This is a genomic window from Klebsiella ornithinolytica, from assembly GCF_030505655.1.
Classification (GTDB): domain Bacteria; phylum Pseudomonadota; class Gammaproteobacteria; order Enterobacterales; family Enterobacteriaceae; genus Klebsiella; species Klebsiella ornithinolytica.
This window is the reverse complement of sequence record NZ_CP130153.1, coordinates 5278016-5291069: the sequence shown is the minus strand read 5'-3', so window position 1 is coordinate 5291069 and position 13054 is coordinate 5278016. Positions and strand designations below refer to the sequence as shown.

The 13054-nt window shown below is 52.6% G+C and carries 7 protein-coding genes; all 7 read left to right on the top strand.

Annotated features, from left to right (window positions below; genetic code table 11):
* Positions 1-122: 122 nt before the first annotated feature.
* The 7 genes from rplK to Q1L34_RS24965 all read left to right on the top strand — a co-directional run bounded on the left by rplK (position 123) and on the right by Q1L34_RS24965 (position 13012).
* Positions 123-551: a 50S ribosomal protein L11 gene (gene rplK / locus Q1L34_RS24995; RefSeq protein WP_003862340.1), complete on the top strand. Its 429-nt coding sequence runs from the start codon at positions 123-125 to the stop codon at positions 549-551.
* A gap of 3 nt (positions 552-554) precedes the next feature.
* A complete protein-coding gene (gene rplA / locus Q1L34_RS24990) occupies positions 555-1259 on the top strand; it encodes a 50S ribosomal protein L1 (protein ID WP_004118413.1) in 705 nt (234 codons plus the stop codon).
* 417 nt (positions 1260-1676) lie between these two features.
* On the top strand, positions 1677-2174 hold the full coding sequence (gene rplJ, locus Q1L34_RS24985) for a 50S ribosomal protein L10 (protein WP_001207203.1): 498 nt from the start codon (positions 1677-1679) through the stop codon (positions 2172-2174).
* Positions 2175-2240: 66 nt separating this feature from the next.
* Positions 2241-2606, top strand: a complete 366-nt coding sequence (gene rplL, locus Q1L34_RS24980; RefSeq protein WP_004118416.1) for a 50S ribosomal protein L7/L12 — start codon at positions 2241-2243, stop codon at positions 2604-2606.
* 325 nt (positions 2607-2931) lie between these two features.
* Positions 2932-6960: a DNA-directed RNA polymerase subunit beta gene (rpoB, locus tag Q1L34_RS24975; protein WP_004118418.1), complete on the top strand. Its 4029-nt coding sequence runs from the start codon at positions 2932-2934 to the stop codon at positions 6958-6960.
* Between the two features lie 76 nt (positions 6961-7036).
* Complete coding sequence (gene rpoC, locus Q1L34_RS24970; protein ID WP_015585387.1) at positions 7037-11260, top strand: DNA-directed RNA polymerase subunit beta'; 4224 nt, start codon at positions 7037-7039, stop codon at positions 11258-11260.
* Between the two features lie 411 nt (positions 11261-11671).
* A complete protein-coding gene (locus Q1L34_RS24965) occupies positions 11672-13012 on the top strand; it encodes an anaerobic C4-dicarboxylate transporter (RefSeq protein WP_004118421.1) in 1341 nt (446 codons plus the stop codon).
* Positions 13013-13054: the final 42 nt, after the last annotated feature.

Below are 13054 nucleotides of genomic sequence, written 5' to 3'. Positions count from 1 at the left end.
TGCATGAGGCGCGAAATTGACATACAATTTCGCGCCTTTTGTTTTTATGGGTCTGATTCCCATAAAGCGATATTTATCACGGGGAGCCTTTTCAGGCGCTACACCCAAACGAGGAAATTTAAATGGCTAAGAAAGTACAAGCCTACGTCAAGCTGCAGGTTGCAGCTGGTATGGCAAACCCGAGTCCGCCGGTTGGTCCAGCACTGGGTCAGCAGGGTGTGAACATCATGGAATTCTGCAAAGCGTTCAACGCCAAAACTGAATCCATGGAAAAAGGTCTGCCGATTCCGGTTGTTATTACCGTTTACGCTGACCGTTCTTTCACTTTCGTTACCAAAACTCCGCCGGCAGCAGTTCTGCTGAAAAAAGCGGCTGGTATCAAGTCTGGTTCCGGTAAACCGAACAAAGACAAAGTTGGTAAAATTTCCCGCGCTCAGCTGCAGGAAATCGCGCAGACCAAAGCTGCCGACATGACTGGTTCCGACATTGAAGCGATGACTCGCTCCATTGAAGGTACTGCACGTTCCATGGGCCTGGTAGTGGAGGACTAAGAAATGGCTAAACTGACCAAGCGCATGTCCGTGATTCGTGACAAAGTTGATGCGACCAAACAGTACGACATCAACGAAGCCATCTCTCTGCTGAAAGAACTGGCTACTGCTAAGTTCGTTGAAAGCGTAGACGTTGCCGTTAACCTCGGCATCGACGCGCGTAAATCTGACCAGAACGTCCGTGGCGCGACTGTACTGCCGCACGGTACTGGCCGTTCCGTTCGCGTAGCCGTATTTGCCCAGGGCCCGAACGCTGAAGCTGCTAAAGCTGCAGGCGCCGAGCTGGTAGGTATGGAAGATCTGGCTGACCAGATCAAAAAAGGCGAAATGAACTTTGACGTTGTTATTGCTTCTCCGGATGCAATGCGCGTTGTTGGCCAGCTGGGCCAGGTTCTGGGTCCACGCGGCCTGATGCCAAACCCGAAAGTGGGTACCGTTACTCCGAACGTTGCTGAAGCTGTTAAGAACGCTAAAGCAGGTCAGGTTCGTTATCGTAACGACAAAAACGGCATCATCCACACCACCATCGGTAAAGTGGACTTTGACGCTGACAAACTGAAAGAAAACCTGGAAGCTCTGCTGGTTGCGCTGAAAAAAGCAAAACCGACTCAGGCTAAAGGCGTGTACATCAAGAAAGTTAGCATCTCCACCACCATGGGTGCTGGTGTTGCCGTTGATCAGGCTGGTCTGAGCGCTTCTGCGAACTAAGATTAGCTTTACGTGGGCGGTGGATTTGTCTACAATTCTACCCCCACGATTCTGTCAATAAGACAGACGCTATGCGAGTCATTTGAATTGTAGCAAGGCAGCAATCGAGTGAATCACCGGGAGTGTAGTTAACTACATGACCGGTGTGAGCGAGAGCAGCTAACGCCGCTGCGGTTCGAAGGACGAAGTCATAGGAAGAATTTGTTCGTTGGAGCCTGGCCTATCCAGGCCTCCGTCGAAGACCGCAGGTGTTTCGTCAGAAACTTAATCCCCTGCGTAGACGGTGACAGAACGCTAAGATTATTTTTTGGATACTCTGGCTTGTTTCTGCTCACCGTATTAAAGACGCTCTTTCGTTGGAAAGAGTGAAGTGAGTTCCAGAGCATAAGCTCTGGCAAACATCCAGGAGCAAAGCTAATGGCTTTAAATCTTCAAGACAAACAAGCGATTGTTGCTGAAGTCAGCGAAGTAGCCAAAGGTGCGCTGTCTGCAGTAGTTGCGGATTCCCGTGGCGTTACTGTGGATAAAATGACTGAACTGCGTAAAGCAGGTCGTGAAGCTGGCGTTTACATGCGTGTTGTTCGTAACACCCTGCTGCGCCGCGTCGTTGAAGGTACTCAGTTTGAGTGCCTGAAAGACACGTTTGTTGGTCCGACCCTGATTGCATACTCTATGGAACACCCGGGCGCTGCTGCTCGTCTGTTCAAAGAGTTCGCGAAAGCGAATGCAAAATTTGAGGTCAAAGCTGCAGCCTTTGAAGGTGAGCTGATCCCGGCGTCGCAAATCGACCGCCTGGCAACTCTGCCGACCTACGAAGAAGCAATTGCACGCCTGATGGCAACCATGAAAGAAGCTTCGGCTGGCAAACTGGTTCGCACTCTGGCTGCTGTACGCGATGCGAAAGAAGCTGCTTAATCGCAGTTATCTTTATAAAGCGCTCGCTTACGTATAAACTTATTCTGATATTCAGGAACAATTTAAATGTCTATCACTAAAGATCAAATCATTGAAGCAGTATCCGCTATGTCCGTAATGGACGTTGTTGAGCTGATCTCTGCAATGGAAGAAAAATTCGGTGTTTCCGCTGCTGCTGCTGTAGCTGTAGCTGCTGGCCCGGCTGAAGCTGCTGAAGAAAAAACTGAATTCGACGTAATTCTGAAAGCTGCAGGCGCTAACAAAGTTGCTGTTATCAAAGCAGTACGTAGCGCAACTGGCCTGGGTCTGAAAGAAGCTAAAGACCTGGTAGAATCTGCACCGGCTGCACTGAAAGAAGGCATCAGCAAAGACGACGCTGAAGCTCTGAAAAAATCTCTGGAAGAAGCTGGCGCTGAAGTTGAAGTCAAATAAGCCAACCCTTCCGGTTGCAGCCTGAGAAATCAGGCTGAGGCTGGTGACTTTTTGGTCACCAGCCTTTTTGCGCTGTAAGGCACCAGTAGCGTTTCACGCTGTTTGACTACTGGGTTGTCCTTTCAATGCTTGTTTCTATAGACGACTTAATATACTGCGACAGGTCAGGGCCCCTGAGCTGTGTAAATCGCAACGAAATGGTTTAAGCGTGATAGAAACAGGCATTGCGGAAAGTGTTCCATTTTCCGGTCCACAAAATAGTGTTGCATAAAAAACTGCCTTATTTGGGCAGACGGGTCGACTTGTCAGCGAGCTGAGGAACCCTATGGTTTACTCCTATACCGAGAAAAAACGTATTCGTAAGGATTTTGGTAAACGTCCGCAGGTTCTGGACATACCTTATCTCCTTTCCATCCAGCTTGACTCGTTTCAGAAGTTTATCGAGCAAGATCCTGAAGGGCAGTACGGTCTGGAAGCAGCTTTCCGTTCCGTGTTCCCGATTAAAAGCTACAGCGGTAACTCTGAGCTGCAATACGTCAGCTACCGTCTGGGCGAACCTGTTTTTGATGTTAAAGAATGTCAGATCCGTGGCGTGACCTACTCGGCACCGCTGCGCGTTAAACTGCGTCTGGTGATCTACGAGCGTGAAGCGCCGGAAGGCACCGTTAAAGACATTAAAGAACAAGAAGTCTACATGGGCGAAATTCCGCTCATGACCGACAACGGTACCTTTGTTATCAACGGTACTGAACGTGTTATCGTTTCTCAGCTGCACCGTAGCCCGGGCGTCTTCTTTGACTCTGACAAAGGTAAGACTCACTCTTCCGGTAAGGTCCTGTATAACGCACGTATTATTCCTTACCGCGGTTCCTGGCTGGACTTCGAGTTCGATCCGAAAGACAACCTGTTTGTCCGTATCGACCGTCGTCGTAAGCTGCCGGCCACCATCATCCTGCGCGCGCTGAATTACACCACTGAGCAGATCCTTGACCTGTTCTTCGAGAAAGTGGTCTTTGAAATTCGCGACAACAAGCTGCAGATGGAACTGGTTCCGGAGCGTCTGCGCGGTGAAACGGCTTCCTTCGACATCGAAGCGAACGGCAAAGTCTACGTCGAGAAAGCCCGTCGCATTACCGCTCGCCATATCCGTCAGCTGGAAAAAGACGATATCAAGCATATCGAAGTTCCGGTGGAATATATTGCGGGTAAAGTTGCGGCCAAAGATTATATCGATGAAGCTACTGGCGAACTGATCTGCCCGGCGAACATGGAGCTGAGCCTGGATCTGCTGGCGAAGCTGAGCCAGTCCGGTCACAAGCGCATCGAGACTCTGTTCACCAACGATCTGGACCACGGTCCGTACATTTCTGAAACTGTACGCGTCGACCCAACTAACGATCGTCTGAGCGCGCTGGTTGAAATCTACCGCATGATGCGCCCGGGTGAGCCGCCGACTCGTGAAGCGGCTGAAAGCCTGTTTGAGAACCTGTTCTTCTCCGAAGACCGCTACGATCTGTCTGCGGTAGGTCGTATGAAGTTCAACCGTTCTCTGCTGCGTGACGAAATCGAAGGTTCCGGTATCCTGAGCAAAGACGACATCATCGAAGTGATGAAGAAGCTCATCGATATCCGTAACGGTAAAGGCGAAGTCGATGATATCGACCACCTCGGCAACCGTCGTATCCGTTCCGTAGGCGAAATGGCGGAAAACCAGTTCCGCGTTGGCCTGGTACGTGTTGAGCGTGCGGTGAAAGAGCGTCTGTCTCTGGGCGATCTGGATACCCTGATGCCTCAGGATATGATCAACGCCAAGCCGATTTCTGCGGCAGTGAAAGAGTTCTTTGGTTCCAGCCAGCTGTCTCAGTTTATGGACCAGAACAACCCGCTGTCCGAGATTACGCACAAACGTCGTATCTCCGCACTCGGCCCAGGCGGCCTGACCCGCGAACGTGCGGGCTTTGAAGTTCGAGACGTACACCCGACTCACTACGGTCGCGTATGTCCAATCGAAACGCCTGAAGGTCCGAACATCGGTCTGATCAACTCCCTGTCCGTGTACGCACAGACTAACGAATACGGCTTCCTCGAGACTCCGTATCGTAAAGTGACCGACGGTGTTGTGACCGACGAAATTCACTACCTGTCTGCTATCGAAGAAGGCAACTACGTTATCGCTCAGGCGAACTCCAACCTGGATGACGAAGGCCACTTTGTAGAAGACCTGGTTACCTGCCGTAGCAAAGGCGAATCCAGCTTGTTCAGCCGCGATCAGGTTGACTACATGGACGTTTCCACCCAGCAGGTGGTTTCTGTCGGTGCGTCACTGATCCCGTTCCTGGAACACGATGACGCCAACCGTGCATTGATGGGTGCGAACATGCAACGTCAGGCGGTTCCGACTCTGCGCGCTGATAAGCCGCTGGTGGGTACCGGTATGGAACGTGCTGTTGCCGTCGACTCCGGTGTTACTGCAGTTGCTAAGCGTGGCGGTACCGTACAGTACGTCGATGCATCCCGTATCGTTATCAAAGTTAACGAAGACGAGATGTACCCGGGCGAAGCAGGTATCGACATCTATAACCTGACCAAGTACACCCGTTCTAACCAGAACACCTGCATCAACCAGATGCCTTGCGTGTCCCTGGGTGAGCCAATTGAGCGCGGCGACGTGCTGGCAGACGGTCCGTCCACCGACCTCGGTGAACTGGCTCTCGGTCAGAACATGCGCGTAGCGTTCATGCCGTGGAACGGCTACAACTTCGAAGACTCCATCCTCGTCTCCGAGCGTGTGGTTCAGGAAGATCGTTTCACCACGATTCATATTCAGGAACTGGCCTGTGTGTCACGTGACACCAAGCTGGGGCCGGAAGAGATCACCGCTGATATCCCGAACGTGGGTGAAGCTGCGCTCTCTAAACTGGATGAATCCGGTATTGTTTACATCGGTGCAGAAGTGACCGGCGGCGACATTCTGGTTGGTAAGGTCACGCCGAAAGGTGAAACCCAGCTGACGCCAGAAGAGAAACTGCTGCGTGCGATCTTCGGCGAGAAAGCGTCTGACGTTAAAGACTCTTCTCTGCGCGTACCAAACGGTGTTTCCGGTACTGTTATCGACGTTCAGGTCTTCACCCGCGATGGCGTGGAAAAAGACAAACGTGCGCTGGAAATCGAAGAGATGCAGCTGAAGCAGGCCAAAAAAGACCTGTCTGAAGAACTGCAGATCCTCGAAGCTGGCCTGTTTGGTCGTATCTACGCGGTGCTGGTTGCCGGTGGTGTTGAAGCTGAGAAGCTCGACAAGCTGCCGCGCGATCGCTGGCTGGAACTGGGCCTGACCGACGAAGAGAAACAAAATCAGCTGGAACAGCTGGCTGAGCAGTACGACGAACTGAAACACGAGTTCGAGAAAAAACTCGAAGCGAAACGCCGCAAAATCACTCAGGGCGACGATCTGGCACCGGGCGTGCTGAAGATTGTTAAAGTGTATCTGGCCGTTAAACGTCAGATTCAGCCGGGTGACAAAATGGCAGGTCGTCACGGTAACAAGGGTGTTATTTCTAAGATCAACCCGATCGAAGATATGCCTTACGATGAAAACGGTACGCCGGTCGACATCGTACTGAACCCGCTGGGCGTACCATCTCGTATGAACATCGGTCAGATTCTGGAAACCCACCTGGGTATGGCTGCGAAAGGTATCGGTGAGAAAATCAACGCGATGCTCAAACAGCAGCAGGAAGTCGCCAAACTGCGCGAGTTCATCCAGAAAGCGTATGACCTGGGTACCGATGTTCGTCAGAAGGTCGATCTGAATACCTTCACCGATGATGAAGTTCTGCGTCTTGCTGAAAACCTGAAAAAAGGTATGCCGATCGCAACGCCGGTCTTCGACGGTGCGAAAGAGTCTGAAATCAAGGAACTGTTACAGCTGGGTGGCCTGCCGACTTCCGGTCAGATCACTCTGTTCGACGGTCGTACCGGTGAGCAATTCGAGCGCCAGGTTACCGTTGGCTACATGTACATGCTGAAACTGAACCACCTGGTTGATGACAAAATGCATGCGCGTTCTACCGGTTCTTACAGCCTGGTTACTCAGCAGCCGCTGGGTGGTAAGGCTCAGTTCGGTGGTCAGCGCTTCGGTGAGATGGAAGTGTGGGCGCTGGAAGCTTATGGCGCGGCATACACCCTGCAGGAAATGCTCACCGTTAAGTCTGATGACGTCAACGGTCGTACCAAGATGTATAAAAACATCGTGGACGGCAACCATCAGATGGAACCGGGCATGCCGGAATCCTTCAACGTACTGTTGAAAGAGATTCGCTCGCTGGGCATCAACATCGAACTGGAAGACGAGTAACTCTCGCTCAAACAGGTCACTGGTGCCGGGGTAACCCCCGGCGCCAGATTGTGCTAACTCCGACGGGAGCAAATCCGTGAAAGACTTATTAAAGTTTCTGAAAGCGCAAACTAAAACCGAAGAGTTTGATGCGATCAAAATTGCTCTGGCATCGCCAGACATGATCCGTTCATGGTCTTTTGGTGAAGTTAAAAAGCCGGAAACCATTAACTACCGTACGTTCAAACCAGAGCGTGACGGCCTTTTCTGCGCCCGTATCTTTGGGCCGGTAAAAGATTACGAGTGCCTGTGCGGTAAGTACAAGCGCCTGAAACACCGTGGTGTTATCTGTGAGAAGTGCGGCGTTGAAGTGACCCAGACCAAAGTGCGTCGTGAGCGCATGGGCCACATCGAACTGGCCTCTCCGACCGCCCACATTTGGTTCCTGAAATCGCTGCCGTCCCGTATCGGCCTGCTGCTGGATATGCCGCTGCGCGATATCGAACGTGTTCTGTACTTCGAATCCTATGTGGTTATCGAAGGCGGGATGACCAACCTGGAACGTAATCAGATCCTGACTGAAGAGCAGTATCTGGATGCGCTGGAAGAGTTTGGTGACGAATTCGATGCGAAGATGGGTGCGGAAGCTATTCAGGCCCTGCTGAAAAGCATGGATCTGGAGCAAGAGTGCGAGCAGCTGCGTGAAGAGCTGAACGAAACTAACTCCGAAACCAAACGTAAAAAGCTGACCAAGCGTATCAAGCTGCTGGAAGCGTTCGTTCAGTCTGGCAACAAGCCGGAGTGGATGATCCTGACCGTTCTGCCGGTTCTGCCGCCAGATCTGCGTCCGCTGGTACCGCTGGATGGTGGTCGTTTCGCGACTTCTGACCTGAACGATCTGTATCGTCGCGTCATTAACCGTAACAACCGTCTGAAACGTCTGCTGGATCTGGCTGCGCCGGATATCATCGTACGCAACGAAAAACGTATGCTGCAGGAAGCGGTTGATGCCCTGCTGGATAACGGTCGTCGCGGTCGTGCGATCACCGGTTCTAACAAGCGTCCTCTGAAATCTTTGGCCGACATGATCAAAGGTAAACAGGGTCGTTTCCGTCAGAACCTGCTCGGTAAGCGTGTTGACTACTCCGGTCGTTCTGTTATCACCGTAGGTCCATACCTGCGTCTGCATCAGTGCGGTCTGCCGAAGAAAATGGCGCTGGAGCTGTTCAAACCGTTCATTTACGGCAAGCTGGAACTGCGTGGCCTGGCCACCACCATCAAAGCCGCGAAGAAAATGGTTGAGCGCGAAGAAGCGGTTGTCTGGGATATCCTGGACGAAGTTATCCGCGAACACCCGGTACTGCTGAACCGTGCACCAACCCTGCACCGTTTGGGTATCCAGGCATTTGAACCGGTACTGATCGAAGGTAAAGCTATCCAGCTGCACCCGCTGGTTTGTGCGGCCTATAACGCCGACTTCGATGGTGACCAGATGGCTGTTCACGTACCGCTGACGCTGGAAGCCCAGCTGGAAGCGCGTGCGCTGATGATGTCTACCAACAACATCCTGTCCCCGGCGAACGGCGAACCAATCATCGTTCCGTCTCAGGACGTTGTACTGGGTCTGTACTACATGACCCGTGACTGTGTTAACGCCAAAGGCGAAGGCATGGTGCTGACTGGCCCGAAAGAAGCGGAGCGTATTTATCGCGCCGGTCTGGCCTCTCTGCATGCGCGCGTTAAAGTGCGTATCACCGAATACGAAAAAGATGAAAACGGCCAGTTCGTTGCGAAAACCAGCCTGAAAGACACGACCGTTGGCCGTGCGATTCTGTGGATGATCGTGCCGAAAGGTCTGCCGTTCTCTATCGTGAACCAGGCGCTGGGTAAGAAAGCCATCTCTAAGATGCTGAATACCTGCTACCGTATTCTGGGCCTGAAACCGACCGTTATTTTTGCGGACCAGACGATGTACACCGGCTTTGCTTATGCAGCGCGTTCAGGTGCATCCGTTGGTATTGATGACATGGTCATCCCGGAGAAAAAACACGAGATCATCTCTGAGGCGGAAGCCGAAGTTGCTGAGATCCAGGAACAGTTCCAGTCCGGTCTGGTTACCGCGGGCGAACGCTATAACAAAGTTATCGATATCTGGGCTGCGGCGAACGATCGTGTATCCAAAGCGATGATGGATAACCTGCAAACCGAAACCGTGATTAACCGTGACGGCGTCGAAGAGCAGCAGGTTTCCTTCAACAGCATCTACATGATGGCCGACTCCGGTGCGCGTGGTTCTGCGGCACAGATTCGTCAGCTGGCGGGTATGCGTGGTCTGATGGCGAAGCCGGATGGCTCCATCATCGAAACGCCAATCACCGCGAACTTCCGTGAAGGTCTGAACGTACTCCAGTACTTCATCTCTACTCACGGTGCGCGTAAAGGTCTGGCGGATACCGCACTGAAAACAGCGAACTCCGGTTACCTGACCCGTCGTCTGGTTGACGTTGCCCAGGATCTGGTTGTTACTGAAGATGACTGTGGCACCCTGGAAGGCATCACCATGACCCCGGTTATCGAGGGTGGCGATGTTAAAGAGCCGCTGCGCGATCGCGTACTGGGTCGTGTGACCGCTGAAGACGTTCTGAAGCCGGGTACCGCGGACATTCTGGTTCCACGCAACACGCTGCTGCACGAGCACTGGTGTGACCTGCTGGAAGAGAACTCCGTTGACTCCGTCAAAGTGCGTTCCGTTGTATCCTGTGACACCGACTTTGGTGTATGTGCGCACTGCTACGGTCGTGACCTGGCGCGTGGCCACATCATCAACAAAGGTGAAGCAATCGGCGTTATCGCGGCACAGTCCATCGGTGAGCCGGGTACACAGCTGACGATGCGTACGTTCCACATCGGTGGTGCGGCATCTCGTGCGGCTGCTGAATCCAGCATTCAGGTGAAAAACAAGGGTAGCATCAAGCTGTCTAATGCCAAGTCGGTTGTGAACTCCGCTGGCAAGCTGGTTGTGACCTCGCGTAACACCGAACTGAAGCTGATCGACGAATTCGGTCGTACTAAAGAAAGCTATAAAGTGCCTTACGGCGCCGTTATGGCGAAAGGCGATGGCGAGCAGGTTGCCGGCGGTGAAACCGTGGCAAACTGGGATCCGCACACCATGCCGGTTATCTCTGAAGTTAGTGGTTTCATCCGCTTTACTGACATGATTGACGGCCAGACCATTACCCGTCAGACCGACGAATTAACCGGTCTGTCATCCCTGGTTGTTCTGGATTCTGCAGAACGTACCGCGGGCGGTAAAGATCTGCGTCCAGCGCTGAAAATTGTTGATGCTCAGGGCAACGACGTTCTGATCCCAGGTACCGATATGCCTGCTCAGTACTTCCTGCCGGGCAAAGCGATTGTCCAGCTGGAAGATGGCGTACAGATCAGTGCGGGTGACGCTCTGGCGCGTATTCCTCAGGAATCCAGCGGTACCAAGGACATCACCGGTGGTCTGCCGCGCGTTGCGGACCTGTTCGAAGCACGTCGTCCGAAAGAGCCGGCGATCCTGGCGGAAATCAGCGGTATCATTTCCTTCGGTAAAGAAACCAAAGGCAAACGTCGTCTGGTTATCACTCCGTTAGACGGCAGCGATCCGTACGAAGAGATGATTCCGAAATGGCGTCAGCTGAACGTGTTCGAAGGTGAACGTGTAGAACGTGGTGATGTGGTTTCCGACGGTCCGGAAGCACCGCACGACATTCTGCGTCTTCGTGGCGTACACGCGGTAACGCGTTATATCACCAACGAAGTACAGGACGTTTACCGTCTGCAAGGCGTTAAGATTAACGATAAGCACATCGAAGTTATCGTTCGTCAGATGCTGCGCAAAGCGACCATCGAAAGCGCAGGTAGCTCCGACTTCCTGGAAGGCGAACAGGTTGAATACTCCCGCGTCAAGATTGCTAACCGCGATCTGGAAGCGAACGGCAAAGTGGCGGCGACTTACTCCCGCGACCTGCTGGGTATCACCAAAGCGTCTCTGGCAACCGAGTCGTTCATCTCTGCCGCATCGTTCCAGGAGACCACGCGTGTCCTGACCGAAGCAGCCGTTGCGGGCAAACGCGACGAACTGCGCGGCCTGAAAGAGAACGTTATCGTCGGTCGTTTGATCCCGGCGGGTACCGGCTATGCGTACCACCAGGATCGTATGCGCCGCCGCGCCGCGGGCGAACAGCCTGCAGCACCTCAGGTGAGCGTGGAAGAAGCTTCTGCTAACCTGGCAGAACTGCTGAACGCAGGTCTGGGCGGTTCCGACAACGATTAATCGTTGACGCTACGCTTAAAAAGCCAGTCAGGTCTCCTGACTGGCTTTTTTATTATCCCGACATCTGCCACGATAATATCCGCTTCCGTCCCCTCATAATGAATTACATTCCATTAATATTTCCCCCTCAATTAAGCAGCAAACAATTCATATAAAAGTTGGCTGGCTGTTTTTTCTTAATACCCACACTTATTGATGGGTAAAAATTCTACACGTATCAAAAAATCAGCAAATCAAAGGCGATATAGTCAAAAAGTCCAATTAATCATGTGATTACTTTTTCTTTTATCTTCGGGTTCATAAAGCCGAGGAGGGCGGTTTATACCCGTAAAACGCGATGCGGGAGATGGCTAAATAATACGGCAGCAGAAGATAAGTCTTTTGATTTTATAGCCAGGGGCTGGGGGATGCATGGAATTCGCAATACAACTCATCATTATCTTAATTTGTCTCTTTTATGGTGCCAGAAAGGGCGGTATCGCACTGGGTCTTTTAGGCGGTATCGGGCTGGTTATTTTGGTCTTTGTCTTTCATCTTCAGCCGGGTAAGCCACCGGTTGATGTGATGCTGGTGATTATTGCGGTTGTTGCCGCTTCGGCGACGCTTCAGGCTTCCGGCGGGTTAGATGTGATGCTGCAGATCGCTGAGAAACTTCTGCGGCGCAATCCAAAATATGTCTCCATTGTGGCTCCTTTCGTCACCTGTACGCTGACCATTCTTTGCGGCACCGGCCACGTGGTTTATACGATTTTGCCGATTATTTATGACGTCGCTATCAAGAACAATATTCGTCCCGAGCGCCCGATGGCGGCCAGCTCCATTGGCGCACAGATGGGGATTATCGCCAGTCCGGTGTCCGTAGCGGTGGTGTCACTGGTGGCGATGCTGGGCAACTTTACCTTCAACGGTAAGCATCTCGAATTTCTCGATCTGCTGGCTATTACCATTCCCTCTACGCTGCTGGGGATTCTGGCAATCGGTATTTTTAGCTGGTTTCGCGGTAAAGACTTAGATAAAGACGACGCGTTTCAGGCTTTCATCTCAACGCCGGAAAACCGTCATTATGTTTATGGCGATACGGCAACGCTGCTGGATCGAAAACTGCCGACCAGTAACTGGGTCGCCATGTGGATCTTCCTGGCGTCGATTGCCGTGGTTGCCGTTCTGGGGGCCTTCTCCGAACTGCGCCCGGCATTCAACGGCAAGCCGCTGTCGATGGTACTGGTGATTCAGATGTTCATGCTGCTCTCCGGCGCACTCATCATCATCATCACCAAAACTAACCCGGCGTCGATTTCTAAGAATGAGGTTTTCCGCTCGGGGATGATCGCCATTGTGGCTGTGTACGGTATTGCCTGGATGGCGGAAACGATGTTCGGCGCGCACATGACGGAGATTAAAGGCGTGCTCGGCGAAATGGTGAAGGAGTATCCGTGGGCCTATGCCATCGTACTGCTGCTGGTCTCCAAGTTTGTCAATTCCCAGGCCGCAGCGCTGGCGGCGATTGTCCCGGTGGCGCTGGCGATTGGCGTCGATCCGGCCTACATTGTCGCCTCCGCGCCAGCCTGCTATGGCTATTATATTCTGCCAACCTACCCGAGCGACCTGGCGGCGATTCAGTTCGATCGCTCAGGGACGACGCATATCGGCCGCTTTGTGATTAACCATAGCTTTATTCTGCCGGGGCTCATTGGCGTCAGCGTTTCGTGCGTGTTTGGCTGGGTCTTCGCCGCGCTTTACGGCTTCTTGTAATAAAAAAAGCAGGTGCCTGGCGGGCACCTGCTATTCACTGCG